Origin of the sequence: Arthrobacter sp. ISL-65, assembly GCF_018613795.1 — a bacterium.
Classification (GTDB): Bacteria; Actinomycetota; Actinomycetes; order Actinomycetales; family Micrococcaceae; genus Arthrobacter.
In genome coordinates, this window is sequence record NZ_JAGGPN010000028.1 from 17,661 (window position 1) to 32,005 (window position 14,345).

Sequence of the window (14,345 nt, forward strand, 5' to 3'; positions counted from 1 at the left end):
TTACTGGAAGTATCGGTGGATGGTTCTTATCACCGCTGCTGACGTCCCGGCTCGGCTTCGCCCCGCACTCCTCCAATTGCTCGCGGCGTGCAGTGACGACCTTCGAGTGCGTGCTGCATGGCTGGAAGGCTCGTTTGCACGGGGTGAGGCCGATGCATGGAGCGACATCGGCCTGCACCTCATCGTTGAGGAACCCGAGACGTTCGGCGCTGTTGAATGGCTGGGCTCGCTGATGCCTCTGGTGCTGGCGGATGCCATCCCGGGATTATCCGCGGCCTTCATCTGTCTTACACGTGATTGGGTCCACATCGATCTGAACCTTCACTCGGTGGAAGATGAACTACGCCAGGAGACACCGCGGCAGGTACTGGTGGATAAAGATGCGCTGATACCCAGCACATCGGCGGCGGAGGTCTCCTCGGGGCCGCCGTTCTTCCCGGCGCAGCAGACCCAAATTTTCCTGTACCTGATGGGTAACGCCGTCACTGCCTTCCAACGCGGCGATCTCATTGCACTCTCGCAAACAACCGTGATGATGCGCGATGGTCTGTTGATTCCGCTGATGCTGGCAGAGAACGGGATCCTGAACGAGACAGGGGCCAAACGGGTTGCCAGGCATCTGACCACGGAGCAACAGGACTGCCTGGAGCGGCTGCCAGCCATCGGGCTCACCGAGATTGGCCTACGGGAGGCGCAACGGACTTTGGCCGTAGAGTACTTGACCAGAGCCCGAAGGCTCGCCGACGTGTGCCACGCCATCTGGCCAACCGAGCTGGAACTGGCAGCCACGCGGCTATGGCGGCACGAACTCGGAATCGATCTGTAGAAATCCTTTACAGCCAACGTGTCCGGAAGAGGGCAAGCCGCGCTCGGGGGGGTGGTAGTCCAGTTCGCGCTCAAATGCAAGGGGCTTCAGACATTTCGTGCAGCCGGACTTCGAATTGAGAGGCTACTTTTAGAGTTCTTGGAAACGAAGGATTTCGAGAATAGGTTGATTCGAGAATCGCTGGGCTTGCAACGGGCTGCCCCCCAAGCGACGTCATTCTACGGAAACCGGCGGGCATCGCGGGGCAAGGCAGGAATCACAACTGGTCCGATCAAAGCCCACGTCGGGGATCACGGAGAAAGAAAACGCAGCGCCCTGACCGAAAAGTCTCCATGCGAACGTGGCGCACGGCTGACGACCGTTGCGGGTCCCCGCGGAATCTGGTCAATGGGGCACGCAAGGATCGGGCAGCAGTCTACGAACAGCAGAGTTCACGAGCTTGGATGTGCGACGCCACCGCCCCAGCGAGGGGATCCTTTCCGCTAGCGCTAGCGGCTTCCTGAGGGCGTAAGTGAGCAAAAACTCACGCGGGGCCCGAACGCATTCGACCCTGTCTCTGTCGGTTCCTCGTGATCCCGCTGCCAAGTCATTGAAGACAGGTGTCTTAGACGTAAAACCCATGCCCTGAGCGGGAAGACTCGCCGAGAGCTAATGGGAATATATTTTCGATAATTCAGTGTAGTCGCATGGGCTGACAGAATGTAGCCAGGCCAGGCAGCGGTTGTGTTCATCACACGTTCGCCGTGCCGTCTCTGTCACAACGGGTCTGCGTCGCATACTGGTCTCATGGGGATGCAAGGCACAGGAGGATCAGTGGTGGAAACCTTAAAAAGGGTGGTGCGGAACGAGTACTTTCCGGCAGCGGCCGTGCTGACGCTGGTGGTGCTCTTCTGGGTGGCGGGCCTGTTAGGTGGCCTGTCTTTGCTGAGCCGGAGCCAGCCTCCGATCGCCACGCTGACATGGCTACTGTTCGTTTACGCCGCCGCCGTCCTTACGCCCCTGGCCGGAGTTCTGGCCGCCGCCGACCTGATCCGCCGGTGGTGGCGAAACCGTCATGCCGCGAAAGCCGGCACCGCCAAAGCCGGTGCGAGGACCGGGTCCTAGGTCCCGCCCGGGCAACGGACCCAGGAAAATCCGTGGGGGCCCAAACCATTGCAGCCCCTCCGCCGGAGTGATTGCATGGGGTGCATGAATGCCTCAGAGAGTTTCGTTTTAGCGATCGGGACCAAAAAAGGCCTCTGGCTGGCCACCAGCCAGGACCGGAAGCAATGGTCCTTCTCCGGCCCGCACTTCCTGATGAGCGAGATACCGAGCATCGGAATCGACACGCGGGACGGCCGCACACGCATCATGGTGGGGGTGCGGTCCGAGCATTGGGGCCCCTACGTTGCCCACTCGGATGACCTCGGCGCCAGCTGGACCGAGCCCGAGCAGGGCGCCATCAAGTTCCCCGAAGGCACCGACGCCGCCGTGGAACGCATCTGGCAGATCTACCCCGACGCCGAATCACGCCCGGGGGTGGTCTGGGCCGGTGCGGAGCCGATTTCGGTGTGGAAATCGACCGACGGCGGAGACCACTTCGAGCTGAACCGCGGACTGTGGGACCACCCGCACCGCAGCGAATGGGGCGCAGGATATGGCGGCGCGGCCGCCCACTCGATCGTGGTCAACCCCTCCGGGGACGACGTGCACGTGGCAATGAGCACGGGAGGCGTCTACCGCTCGCTCGACGGCGGGACGTCCTGGGAGCCGCGGAACAAGGGCATCTCCGCCTACTTCATGCCCGATCCCAACCCGGAATTCGGCCAGTGCGTGCACAAAATTGCGGCGGATGCCGCCGTCGAAGGCCGCCTTTACGCGCAGAACCACCACGGCGTGTACCGCACCGACGACAATGCCGAGAACTGGGAATCGATAGCGGAGGGCCTGCCGGCCGATTTCGGGTTCGTCATGCTGACGCACCCCAGGCGGGCAGGCACGGCCTGGGTTGTTCCCCTGAAAGCCGACGGCGAACGCATCCCCCCGGACGGAAAGCTCGCCGTGCACCGTACCGACGACGCCGGCGCCACGTGGAAGCGCCTGGACTCCGGCCTGCCGCAGTCAGAATTCAATGCCGTCCTCCGTGACGCGGCCGGCGTGGATTCCGCTGAGCCCGCCGGGGTCTACTTCGGAACGCGCGGGGGCGCGGTGTACGCCAGCGCCGACGAAGGTGAAACCTTTGCCGAGGTGGCGTCCCACCTTCCGGATGTGCTGTGCGTTCGCGCTGCCGTAGTGGCCGGAGCCCCGGTTGCAGCGGGGACTCCCAAGTGATGACGTGCAGTGGCTGAGATCAGCGTGGTCCTTCCCGGCGTCCTCCAGCCGCTCGCCGGCGGGCAGTCCATACTGACTACACCCGCCGACGGGGCGGTGACTGTGGGTTGGTTGCTGGATTCCGTGACCGGGACCTACCCCGTGCTCGCCAGGCGGCTGCGGGACGAGACGGGTGCGCTCCGCCGTTACGTGAATATTTACGTGAACGGTGAGGAGGTCCGGCGTCTCCGCGGCCTGGAAACGGAAGTTTCTGCCGGCCAGGAAGTGCTGATTATTCAGTCCGTGGCTGGCGGTTAGCTGGCTCAGGCGACGCGCCAGACGCTGCATTCGTCCGTATTGATGGCCTTGCGCATGCCCGAGTGATGATCCATGATCCAGACGACGCCGATGCCCGGGGCCGTCTCCTGGACGCTGCCGCGGCGGACGATGACGTCGTCATAGCTGGGGCCCACCGACAGGCGGGCCTCGATCTCGTCGCCGCGATGCAGCTGGTCCAGGGCACGGACCCGGGTGATGTGGGGTTTGGCTTCCTTCAACATGGCGTGGCCTCCTGAGCTGGAGCTGGTGCCTGCAATTGCCGGCACAACCAAGTGTGGCGCCGCATTGTTGCGCCCGCGTTTCCTGCCCGTTAGCGCCCGGTTAGTTTCCGGCGCCAAGGCCGTTTCCGCGTCGGAAATGGGCGTCCCGAACTGCCGCGGAACAGGCGGCGGCTAGGCGAGGAGGCGCTCTAATGCGTGGTCCAGCGCCATGCGGACGGCCCCCACGAGTGCGGAGTGCTCCCCGAGTGTGGAGGCGGCCAGCCGGGGCCGGGCCGAGTTAAGCTGGCTCAGCTTTTGCTCGAAGACGGGAAGCAGCACGTCCCCGCTGCCGGCGGGACCACCCGCCAGGACCAGCAGTTCGGGGTCAAGGAGTGTGCTCACTACCGCTGCCGCCCGCGCCGTGCGCTCCATCACCACTGCCACCACTTCGACGGCGGCCGGCTCGCCGCGGCGGGCGGCCTCAACCACCATCTCGGCGGTGACGTCCTCGGGGCGGTGCCCGCAGAGTTCCACAAGGACGCTCCCGACGGGGGTCTCGGGACGGTCGCCGGCAAGGATCTCCGCAGCGGCGATGGCGCCAAGCTCCCGGCACATGCCCCCGACCGCATCCGTGTTGCCCACGCCCTCGACCAACTCCAGGAAGCGCATTTCGCCCGCTGCTCCGTTGCCGCGGATCAGCCTTCCGCCGAGGCAGATGCCAGCCCCGAGACGCTCGCCGGCCAGGAGGACGACGACGTTGTCCACGCCTTGGGCGGACCCGCACCAGCGTTCCGCCAACACTGCAAGGTTGGCGTCGTTGTCCACCAGCAGGGGCCACTCAAAGTCCGGCTGAAGGGCCGCGCGCAGGTCCAGGGAAGCCAGTCCCGGCAGGTAGGACTCCAGCGCGACGGCATGGCCGTCATCAGTAACCGGAGCCGGCACAGCCATGCCTGCCGCCAGCACGGTTCCGGCCTTCAGGCCTGCCTCATCGAGCAGTGCCCGCATGATGCGGCGAGCGGTCATGACGCGCTCGGGAGCGCCCACGTGTTCATCCCGCCACGGTTCGGTGGCTTCCACCAGGATCTGACCGCGGAGGTCAGCCAGGCAGCACGAGATCTTGGTGGCACCGAGGTCGATTCCCGCCACGAATCCGGCGGCGGCGTTGAGGGAATACCGGCGCGATGGACGCCCTCCCGCGTTGGGTCCGATGCCTGCCGGCTGTCCCCCCGAAGTGGCAGGCAGGGATGCCGCCGGAGCAGAGGCGGCGTCCGTTTCCCGAACCCATCCCAGGCCGATGAGTTCATCGCATACGGAGTGGACCGTGGGGCGGGAGAGCCCCGTTGCCGCAATGAGGTCGCCGGCCGTCAGCTCGCCTCCGGCCACGAACGCTTGGAGGACGGCCTCCGCGGTGATCCGGCGCAGGACCGGGGCGGTGGCGGCTGTACGCTTCGCCGACATATTTTCCCCACCCTTGACGCCCGGACAAATGCTCTCCCATACTAGCTGGCAGAGGTTTATTAAAGCTATTAATAAACCTGCTTCGTTCAGTCTGGGGGTTACTTCACGGCCTTCCGGCGGACACTTTCGCACCCACTTTTGAGGAGAGCAATGAAGCAACGCCTTAAATCCGCCTGTACCGCAACCGCCCTCGCGGTGGTGGTTTCGTCGCTGGGCGTGATCCCGGCCATGGCGGAGGCAAGCGATGCGCCCGGCTCGCCGGGCGCCGCCGCCACCTGGACCAAGGGGGACAAGGAGGGCGTAGGCACGTCCCTCAACCCGGCCTCGAAGGTCTGGTACACGCTTACTGAAGGCACCATGAGCGAGGTGTACTACCCGCGGGCCGACACCCCCAACACCCGGGAGCTGCAGTTCGCCGTCAGTGACGGCACCACAGCCCAGCGCGAGAGTGAACAGACCACCCGCACGGTGGACCTTGCCGATCCGAAGGCCCTCAGCTACCGCCAGACCACCACGGACAACGCTGGCCGCTGGCGGCTCACCAAGACTTATGTCACTGACCCCCAGCGCTCCACCGTGATGCTGGGCGTCACGTTCGAAGTGCTCGACGGCGGTGACTACCAGCTGTTCGTTCTCTCCGACCCGTCTCTGGCGGGAACCTCCGGGGGAGACTCCGGCAGTGTGTCGGACGGTGCTCTCCTGGCCTCCGACCCCGCAGACGCAGCCACTCCCGTGGCCACCGCGCTCGTTTCCTCGGTGGGATTCAGTGCTGCCGCCAACGGCTACGTGGGAACCAGCGACGGCTGGACCGACCTCGCTGCCGATGGCCGGCTGGACAACGCCTCCGCAACGGCAGGCCCCGGGAACATTTCGCAGACCGGGCAGATTCCGCTGGCGGCAGGCGGGAAAACCGACTTTTCGCTGGCCCTGGGCTTCGGTGCCGGGACGTCCGAGGCACTCGCCACCGCCAAGGCGAGCCTCAAGGCCGGGTACAAGAAGGTCAGCAAGAGCTACACGGCGGAGTGGAAGAAGTACCTGAAGTCGTTGGACAAGCCCGCCGATTCACTGCAGGGTGACCTCCGCACCCAGTACGACGTATCCCTTATGACGGTGAAATCCCACGAGGACAAGACCTTCCCCGGCGCTTTCATCGCCTCGCTGACTATTCCGTGGGGCCAGGTGGCCAGCGCCGAAACCCACCGCGAAGGCTACCACGCCGTCTGGGCACGGGACATGTACCAGTCCGTAACCGCTCTGCTGGCAGCCGGTGACGAGGATGCCGCTGCCCGGGGCGTCGAATGGCTGTTCAGGTACCAGCAGCAGCCGGACGGGCATTTCCCGCAGACCTCACGCGTGGACGGGACGATCGGCCAGAACGGCATCCAGCTGGACGAGACGGCATTCCCCATCCTGCTGGCGAACCAGATCGGCCGTACTGACCCCTCGTTCTACCGCGACGAGCTCAAGCCCGCCGCCGATTACCTCGTTGCGGCCGGTCCCAGGACGCCGCAGGAGCGCTGGGAAGAGACCGGCGGATACTCGACCTCCACCCTTGCCTCCCAGATTGCGGCGCTCGCCGCCGCGGGCGACATCGCGGCGAAGAACGGCGACGCCGGTTCCGCGGCCATTTACCGCGCCACGGCGGACGAATGGCAGCGCAACACCGAGAAATGGATGTTCACCACCAACGGCCCGGTGGGCGACGGCAAGTATTACCTGCGCATCAGCGCCACCGGCAACCCCAACGACGGCGCCACTCGCGATTGGGGCAACGGCGCCGGGGTGCACCCCGAGAATGCCGTCCTGGACGGCGGGTTCCTGGAGTTCGTCCGGCTCGGCGTGAAGGCACCGGCCGACCCCTACGTCGCCGACTCCCTGGCGGAAACCGACGCCTCGATCTCCCAGGAAACGCCGGGCGGGCGGATGTGGCACCGTTACACCTATGACGGCTACGGCGAAAAGGCCGACGGCTCGCCGTGGGACGGCACCGGCATCGGCCGCCTCTGGCCCCTCCTGAGCGGTGAACGCGGCGAATACGCCCTCGCCAACGGACAGGATGCGCTGCCGCACCTGCAGACCATGCATTCTGCGGCTAACGCCGGCTACATGATCCCCGAGCAGGTCTGGGACCGGGACGAGCCCACCTCGTACGGCCACGAACTGGGGCGAAGCACCGGTTCGGCGTCGCCGCTCTCCTGGGCCATGGCCCAGTACGTCCGGCTGGCCGCCGGTGTGAAGGGGGGCGCTCCCGTGGAGACACCCCAAAATGTCGCCGCCCGCTACACAAGCGGAGTTCCGCTTTCGAGCCCCGAACTCGCGCTCACCGCACCGGAGGCGCTGTCGACGGCGGACTCGGCGGCCGCCGTCGTCCGCGGAACGACGAGCGCAGCGAAGGTGCATGTTTCCGTGAACGGAACCGTCACGGAGGCCCCCGTCACCCAGGGCACCGACGGAAAGGGAACCTTCTCGCTGGAGGTCCCCCTCAGCGGTGCAAAGAACAAGATCGTCGTCGCAGCGGTCGCCGAAGATGGCGGCACCGCCGTCGAGGACCGCACCGTCCTTTACTACGGCAGCCGCATCGGCGCGCTTGCGGACCCCGCGGGCGACGACAACGGCCCGGGCACCTACAAGTACCCGACCAACAGCGCGTATGTGCCGGGCGCCTTTGACCTGACCGGGGTGGAGGTTTACGACGCCGGGGACGACTATGCCTTCGTGTCCACCATCGTCGGCGAGGTGACCAACCCGTGGGGCGGGCAGGCCATTTCGCACCAGCGCGTCAACATTTACCTGGGCACGGGCGAGGGCGGAGCAACACCGGGCCTGCCCGGCACCAACATCAATGTGGAGCACGCCTGGGATTCGGTGATCGTCACCGACGGCCGGTTCGACGGCGCCGGAGTCTACGCCCCGGACGGCGCCCGCACCTCACCTGTGTCGCTGCTGGCTGTTCCGGAGGCACGGCAGATCGTTACCCGGGTCCCCAAGGCAGCCCTCGGCGGGCTGGATCCCGCCACGGCCCGGATGTCAGTCGCCATGTTCGGCAACGCGGAGGCCAGCGAGGGTATCGGCAACGTGCGCCCCGTGTATGACGGCGCGTACTGGGAAGCCGGCGACCCGTCCTGGATCAAGGAATGGCGCTTCGGCGGCGGAGCAGGAGTCTTTGACGGCAGCATCCCGTCCAGGGACACGGACACGAGCGACCCCAACGCCTTGGACGTTCTCGTTGGAGAGGGCCAGACGCAGTCAGCCGTGCTCGACTGGCGGGCAGGATCGCCTGTTGTAGTGCCGATGCTGCGGCTCCAGCCCTAGGGGAACGCCTGCATCCGGTGGCGCATTTCGTCGACACCGCGCATGTACGTGACGAGTTCGTCTCCCGGGGCGAGGAACGCTGGGGTATCCGGCCGACTCCGGCTCCGGGAGGCGTGCCCGTGAAGATGACGTCGTTGCCCTTCTGGACCTGTTCGCCGTTGGCACGGATCTTCCCCGGACGTAAGCCATTGACCACCGATTCTTCTGGAACAAGACTTTCAGTGGGCCAGCAGCCCGCCACCGTCGACCAGGAGGAGCCAGCGATGACCACCCAGGAAACCGAGGCAGAAGCGGCCTACCGGGCCGGCAGGGAATGGTTCAAGAGCGCGGTGGTGTACCAGATCTACCCACGCAGCTTCGCGGATTCCGATGGCGACGGCATCGGCGACCTCCGCGGGATCATCGGCAAGCTCGACTACCTGAAAAAGCTGGGGGTCGACGTCGTCTGGCTGTCCCCGGTGTACCGCTCGCCGCAGGATGACAACGGCTACGACATCAGCGACTACCGCGACATCGATCCCGTGTTCGGCGACCTGTTAACCCTCGACGAACTGCTGGACGGCCTGCATTCGCGGGACATGAAGCTGGTGATGGACCTCGTGGTGAACCACACCTCGGACGAGCACCCCTGGTTCGTGGAGTCCCGCTCCAGCAAGGACAATCCGAAGCGGGACTGGTACTGGTGGCGGCCGCCGCGCGAAGGCGCCGGGCCGGGTGCACCCGGTCCCGGAATGCCCGGTGCGGAGCCAAACAACTGGGGCTCTGCGTTCTCGGGGCCGGCCTGGGAGTATGACGCCGAGACGGGGGAGTACTACCTGCACCTGTTCTCCAGGAAGCAGCCGGACCTTAACTGGGAAAACCCGCAGGTGCGGGCCGCCGTGTACGACATGATGAACTGGTGGCTGGACCGCGGCGTGGACGGCTTCCGGATGGATGTCATCAATTTTATTTCCAAGGAGCAGTCGCTGCCGGACGGTCCGCAGGCTGAAGGGATGCTCTACGGCGACGGCGGCCCGCACTTCATCTGCGGACCGCGCATCCACGAGTTCCTCCAGGAGATGCACCAGGAAGTCTTCGCGGGGCGGGACAAGGACCTGCTGACCGTGGGCGAGATGCCGGGCGTCACCGTCGAGGACGCCGCCCTCTTCACCGATCCCGGCCGCGGGGAGGTGGACATGGTGTTCCAGTTCGAGCACGTGGCCCTCGACCAGGAGGGCGGCAACAAATGGCGGCCCAAGAAGCTGCTGCTCACCGACCTCAAGAAGTCCCTGGGCCGCTGGCAGGAAGGGCTTGCCGGGCGCGGCTGGAACAGCCTCTACTGGGGCAACCACGACCAGGCCCGTGCCGTCTCCAGATTCGGCGACGACGGCCAGCACCGGGAGCTGTCGGCGAAGATGCTTGCCGCAGTCCTGCACCTGCACCGCGGCACGCCGTACGTGTACCAGGGTGAAGAGCTGGGCATGACCAACATGGCGTTCGGCGCCATCAGCGACTACCGCGACATCGAAGTCCTCAACCACCACCGTGAGGCCACCACGCACCTGGGCCACACCGACGCGGAGGTTCTCGCTGCCCTGGCGCCGCTGAACCGGGACAACGCGCGGACACCCGTGCAGTGGGATGCCAGCCGGCATGGCGGCTTCACCACCGGGGCGCCCTGGATTGCCGTGAACCCGAACGCGAACACGATCAACGCCGCCGCCCAGGTTGATGACCCCGACTCCGTCTACAGCTTCTACCGCAAGGTGATCGCCCTCCGGCACGCGGATCCCGTCGTGGCCTACGGGGATTTCAGCATGCTGCTTCCCGACGACGAACACGTCTACGCGTTCAAACGCTCGCTTCCGGAAGCGGAACTGCTGGTGCTGGGCAACTTTTCGGGGACCGGCCGGATGGCGGAGGTCGACGACGGTACCTGGGTTGATGGCGGCTGGGGAACGGCGGAGCTGGTGCTGGGCAACTATCCGCCGGACCCCGGCGAACTGCAGCCGTTGGGTCTGCGTCCCTGGGAGGTGAAGGTCTTCCGCCGGAATCTTTAGCAGGGGCGCGGGGCCCGCCGGCCCTAGGTCAGGGCGCCAGGCGGTCGCCGGGCCGGTGGACTCGGAACCAGCGGTGGCCGTACCGTCCCAGCTCAACGGTGAACCCGCCGTCGGCCTCCAACGGAACGTTTCCGCCGTCGAACAGGTCCAGGAGGATCGCGTCCCTGAAGGCCTGGGGCGGACTGTCCCCGGATCCAACGTTGGCGGTGACCTTGACCGGCGCCTCACCGAAGTTGTGCAGCAGCACCACGGTGGCCTCCGCTGAGCTGCAGCGGTGCGCAAACACGGCCGGCTCCGGCTGTTCGAGCACGGCGAACTCGCCCCAGCCCAGCTCCGGGGATTCGCGGTACCGCTGGATGAGCGTGACCATGAAGTTCCACAGCGACTCGGGGTCCCGTTTGGCGCTGGCCGCGTTGACCTTTTCCGGGCCATACTCCCCGCGGGGCAGCGGGACCACCAGCTCGGACACCTTGGCACTCGAGAAGCCGCCGTTCTTTTCGTCGTTCCATTGCATGGGCGTGCGGACGGCGGCGCGGCCCTTCTGCCGCAGGTCCTCGCCCATGCCGATCTCCTCGCCGTAGAAGAGCACCGGTGTGCCGGGCAGGGAGAACATCAGGGAGTAGACCATCCGGATCCGGTCGGCGTCGCCGTCCAGCATCGGCGGCAGCCGGCGCCGCAGACCCCGGCCGTAGAGCTGCATGTTCTTGTCCGGTCCGAACGCGGCGAAAACCTCCTCCCGCTCGCCGTCGCTGAGCTTGTCCAGCGTGAGCTCGTCATGGTTGCGCACGAACATCGCCCAGTGGTTGTCAGGGTGCAGCCGGGGGCGCGTCTTCAGCGTCTCGGCCAGCGGCCGGGCGTCCTGTCGGGCGAGCGAGAGGTAAATGTGCTGCATGGACATGAAGTCGAACTGCATGTTCAGCTCGTTGCCTTCGGCGCCGCCGAAATACTCCAGCTGGTCCTTGTACGGAAGGTTCACCTCCCCCAGCAGCACCGCGCCGCCGTTGCGCCGGTTGACGAAGCTGCGCAGGGCGCTGAGGTAATCATGCGGATCGATGTTGGCCGCCTCGTCCTTGGGCGCACCGAGGGTCTCAAGGAAGAACGGCACCGCATCCAGCCGGAAACCATCGAGCCCGAGCTCCAGCCAGAGGCCCATGGCCTTGGCGATCTCGTTGCGCACCTTGGGGTTGGTGACGTTAAGGTCCGGCTGGTGCTCCATGAACATGTGCAGGTACCACTCGCCGGTGGCATCGTCCTGCGTCCAGATGGAGGTCTGTTCGCCCGGGAACACCACTTCGGAGGACGTGTCCGGCGGCGGATCGCTCCGCCAGACGTAGTAGTCCCGGTACGGGTTGTCCACGGACTTGCGGGCCTCGACGAACCAGGGGTGCTGGTTGGAGGTGTGGTTGACCACGAAGTCGGCGATCACCCGGATGCCGCGATCCTTCGCGGTGCGGATGAACTCGACAAAGTCGCCCAACGTGCCGAGCCGGCGGTCGACGTCGAAGAAGTCCGTCACGTCGTAGCCGTCGTCGCGGTCCGGGGACGGGTAGAACGGCATGAGCCAGATGCAGTTCACGCCCAGCGCCGCCAGGTAGTCCACGCGCTGGGTCAGGCCACTGAAATCACCGGTGCCGTCGCCGTCGTGGTCAAAGAAGGTTTCCACGTCCAGGCAGTAGATGACGGCGGTTTTCCACCACAGGTCCGATGTCTCCGCGATGTTCATGCCACCGGCACCTTCCGCAGCTGCGGCAGGACGCTGCCCGCGAAGGCGTCGATGAACGGCGCCTGGTCTTGCCCCACAAAGTGGAGGTACAGCTCGTCGAAGCCGAGGTCCAGATACTCGCCCAGCCATTGCACGTGGCGGTCCAGGCTGGCGGACACGTTCACCGTTTTCCGGACCTGGGCCTCCCCGACGTCGGCGCTGACGCCGTCGAAGTGCGCCGCCGTCGGCAGGTCCCAGGGGATGGGCGGGGCGAAGACGTTCGAACGCCACTGGTCCAGGGCAATGGCGACGGCGTCCTCCTCCCGCGGAGCCCAGGACAGGTGGATCTGCAGCACCGCCTTCCCTTTGCCGCCTTCGGCCCGGTACGCCGCCAGCATTTCGGTGAGCTTTTCGGCCGGCTGGTTCACCGTTACCAGGCCGTCTGCCCAGCCGGCGGCGCGGCGGGCGGTCTCCACGCTGATGGCCGGCGCGATCAGGGGCGGCGGTGGCGACGGCACATCCCAGATCCGTGCCTGCTCCACGGTGACCAGGCCGTGGTGCGTCACCTCCTCGCCCGCGTGCAGCCGGCGGATGACGTCCACGCACTCCTCCAGCCTTTGCTGCCGGGTTTCCTTCAGCGGCCAGGGGTCGCCGGTGACGTGCTCGTTCATGTTCTCGCCGCTGCCCGGAGCCATCCAGAACCGGCCGGGAAACATGGATGCCAGCGTGGCCGAGGCGTGGGCGATGATGGCCGGGTGGTACCGCTGTCCCGGCGCGGTGACCACGCCGAAGCGCAGGCTGGTGCTGGCGAGGGCAGCCCCGAGCCAGGACCACGCGAACCCCGAGTGCCCCTGCCGCGCCGACCACGGTTCGATGTGGTCCGAGCACATGGCGGCGTCGAAGCCGGCCTCCTCGGCACGTTGGACGTCCTTCAGGAGCTGGCCGGGGCTGATCTGTTCGTGCGATGCGTGGAAACCGATAGCTGCCATCGTTAATGTCTACCGGGGGGCGGTGGTCATGTCGAGGGTGGGGGTGGCGCCCGGGCGGGTGCCGGGCAAGAATGGGGCCTATGCAGCTGCCGGTCATGCCCCCCGTCGCCCCCATGCTGGCCAAATCGGTCGGCGCCATCCCCGAAGGCCGCCTGAGCTACGAGCCCAAGTGGGATGGATTCCGCTCCATCATCTTCCGCGACGGCGACGACGTGGAGATCGGCAGCCGCAACGAGAAGCCGATGACGCGCTACTTCCCCGAGCTCGTGGAGGCGCTGAAGGCCAACCTGCCGCCCAAATGCGTGCTCGACGGCGAGATCATCCTGGTGGGCTCCTCCGGGGACCGGCTGGACTTCGACGCCCTGCAGCAGCGGATCCACCCCGCCGCCAGCAGGGTCAAGATGCTCTCCGAGCAGACGCCGGCGAAGTTCGTGGCGTTTGATCTGCTGGCCCTCGGCGACGAAGACTTCAGCGGCCGTCCCTTCGCGGAGCGACGCGCGGCCCTGGAACAGGCCTTCGCCTCCGCCAGCGCCCCGGTCCACCTGACGGCCGCCACGCAGGATCCGGAGCTGGCCGGAAAGTGGTTCCACCAGTTCGAGGGCGCCGGCCTGGACGGGATCATTGCCAAGCCGCTGGACGGGCCGTACCAGCCGGACAAGCGTGTGATGTTCAAGATCAAGCACGAACGGACCGCCGACTGCGTCCTGGCCGGCTACCGCGTGCACAAGAGCGGTCCGGACACGATCGGGTCGCTGCTGCTGGGCCTGTACAAGCCCGACGGCGAACTCGCCAGCGTGGGCGTGGTGGGGGCGTTTCCCATGAAGCGGCGCAAGGAGCTTTTCGAGGAACTCCAGCCCCTGGTCACCAGTTTCGACGAGCACCCGTGGGCCTGGGCGAAGCAGGAGGAGGGCGCCCGGACACCCCGCAACGCGGAGGGCAGCCGGTGGAGCGCGGGGAAGGACCTGTCCTTCACGCCTTTGAGGCCCGAACGGGTGCTGGAAGTGAAATACGACCACATGGAAGGCGAGCGGTTCCGCCACACGGCGCAGTTCGTGCGCTGGCGCCCGGACCGGGACCCGGAGTCCTGTAACTATGAACAGCTCGAGGAACCGGTGAAGTTCGACCTCGCCGAGGTGCTCGCCACCTGATCGCTGTTTAAACCCCGACGGCGGTCCGCCCCCTACCGAAAGG

At 66.3% G+C, this 14,345-nt stretch carries 11 protein-coding genes; 7 read left to right on the plus strand and 4 right to left on the minus strand.

All coding sequences use genetic code 11. The annotated features are described in order from the left end of the window. Positions 1-19: 19 nt before the first annotated feature. The 4 genes from J7I85_RS11905 (at position 20) to J7I85_RS11920 (ending at position 3,433) form a co-directional block, all read left to right on the plus strand. Positions 20-826 carry an aminoglycoside 6-adenylyltransferase gene (locus tag J7I85_RS11905; protein WP_214851963.1) on the plus strand — a complete coding sequence of 269 codons (807 nt, stop codon included), beginning with the start codon at positions 20-22 and terminating at the stop codon, positions 824-826. A gap of 816 nt (positions 827-1,642) precedes the next feature. Beyond that, on the plus strand, positions 1,643-1,930 hold the full coding sequence (locus J7I85_RS11910) for a hypothetical protein (RefSeq protein ID WP_214851964.1): 288 nt from the start codon (positions 1,643-1,645) through the stop codon (positions 1,928-1,930). 75 nt (positions 1,931-2,005) lie between these two features. Beyond that, positions 2,006-3,136, plus strand: coding sequence for a sialidase family protein (locus J7I85_RS11915; RefSeq protein WP_214851965.1), 1,131 nt, complete (start codon positions 2,006-2,008; stop codon positions 3,134-3,136). Positions 3,137-3,145: 9 nt separating this feature from the next. Then, on the plus strand, positions 3,146-3,433 hold the full coding sequence (locus tag J7I85_RS11920; RefSeq protein WP_214851966.1) for a MoaD/ThiS family protein: 288 nt from the start codon (positions 3,146-3,148) through the stop codon (positions 3,431-3,433). A gap of 5 nt (positions 3,434-3,438) precedes the next feature. Here the strand turns inward: J7I85_RS11920 and J7I85_RS11925 are convergent, their stop codons facing one another. Both J7I85_RS11925 and J7I85_RS11930 read right to left on the minus strand, forming a co-directional pair. Then, positions 3,439-3,675, minus strand: coding sequence for a hypothetical protein (locus J7I85_RS11925; protein ID WP_102972536.1), 237 nt, complete (start codon positions 3,673-3,675; stop codon positions 3,439-3,441). A gap of 171 nt (positions 3,676-3,846) precedes the next feature. Then, positions 3,847-5,112, minus strand: a complete 1,266-nt coding sequence (locus tag J7I85_RS11930) for an ROK family transcriptional regulator (RefSeq protein WP_214851967.1) — start codon at positions 5,110-5,112, stop codon at positions 3,847-3,849. A gap of 150 nt (positions 5,113-5,262) precedes the next feature. On the opposite strand from J7I85_RS11930, the gene J7I85_RS11935 reads away from it, so the two are divergent. Together J7I85_RS11935 and J7I85_RS11940 are read left to right on the plus strand one after the other, a co-directional pair. Further along, complete coding sequence (locus J7I85_RS11935; protein WP_214851968.1) at positions 5,263-8,424, plus strand: glucan 1,4-alpha-glucosidase; 3,162 nt, start codon at positions 5,263-5,265, stop codon at positions 8,422-8,424. A 263-nt stretch (positions 8,425-8,687) separates the two neighbouring features. Further along, positions 8,688-10,463: an alpha-glucosidase gene (locus J7I85_RS11940; RefSeq protein ID WP_214851969.1), complete on the plus strand. Its 1,776-nt coding sequence runs from the start codon at positions 8,688-8,690 to the stop codon at positions 10,461-10,463. Between the two features lie 28 nt (positions 10,464-10,491). On the opposite strand, the gene J7I85_RS11945 is transcribed toward J7I85_RS11940, so the two are convergent. Both J7I85_RS11945 and J7I85_RS11950 read right to left on the minus strand, forming a co-directional pair. Next, on the minus strand, positions 10,492-12,186 hold the full coding sequence (locus J7I85_RS11945) for an alpha-amylase family protein (RefSeq protein ID WP_214851970.1): 1,695 nt from the start codon (positions 12,184-12,186) through the stop codon (positions 10,492-10,494). Continuing rightward, positions 12,183-13,154 (minus strand): TIGR03885 family FMN-dependent LLM class oxidoreductase, encoded by a 972-nt coding sequence (locus J7I85_RS11950; RefSeq protein ID WP_214851971.1) that lies wholly within the window; start codon positions 13,152-13,154, stop codon positions 12,183-12,185. Before J7I85_RS11950 ends, J7I85_RS11945 begins: the two co-directional genes overlap by 4 nt. A gap of 80 nt (positions 13,155-13,234) precedes the next feature. On the opposite strand from J7I85_RS11950, the gene J7I85_RS11955 reads away from it, so the two are divergent. After that, positions 13,235-14,302, plus strand: a complete 1,068-nt coding sequence (locus J7I85_RS11955; RefSeq protein ID WP_214851972.1) for an ATP-dependent DNA ligase — start codon at positions 13,235-13,237, stop codon at positions 14,300-14,302. Positions 14,303-14,345 lie beyond the last annotated feature (43 nt).

What these genes read in the sequence shown, in the direction of transcription:
- J7I85_RS11940 (WP_214851969.1), top strand. Translation starts at nt 8,688, where the DNA reads ATGACCACCCAGGAAACCGAGGCAGAAGCGGCCTACCGGGCCGGCAGG.
- J7I85_RS11935 (WP_214851968.1), top strand. Translation starts at nt 5,263, where the DNA reads ATGAAGCAACGCCTTAAATCCGCCTGTACCGCAACCGCCCTCGCGGTG.
- J7I85_RS11905 (WP_214851963.1), top strand. Translation starts at nt 20, where the DNA reads ATGGTTCTTATCACCGCTGCTGACGTCCCGGCTCGGCTTCGCCCCGCA.
- J7I85_RS11945 (WP_214851970.1), bottom strand. Translation starts at nt 12,186, where the DNA reads ATGAACATCGCGGAGACATCGGACCTGTGGTGGAAAACCGCCGTCATC.
- J7I85_RS11950 (WP_214851971.1), bottom strand. Translation starts at nt 13,154, where the DNA reads ATGGCAGCTATCGGTTTCCACGCATCGCACGAACAGATCAGCCCCGGC.
- J7I85_RS11955 (WP_214851972.1), top strand. Translation starts at nt 13,235, where the DNA reads ATGCAGCTGCCGGTCATGCCCCCCGTCGCCCCCATGCTGGCCAAATCG.
- J7I85_RS11915 (WP_214851965.1), top strand. Translation starts at nt 2,006, where the DNA reads ATGGGGTGCATGAATGCCTCAGAGAGTTTCGTTTTAGCGATCGGGACC.
- J7I85_RS11925 (WP_102972536.1), bottom strand. Translation starts at nt 3,675, where the DNA reads ATGTTGAAGGAAGCCAAACCCCACATCACCCGGGTCCGTGCCCTGGAC.
- J7I85_RS11930 (WP_214851967.1), bottom strand. Translation starts at nt 5,112, where the DNA reads ATGTCGGCGAAGCGTACAGCCGCCACCGCCCCGGTCCTGCGCCGGATC.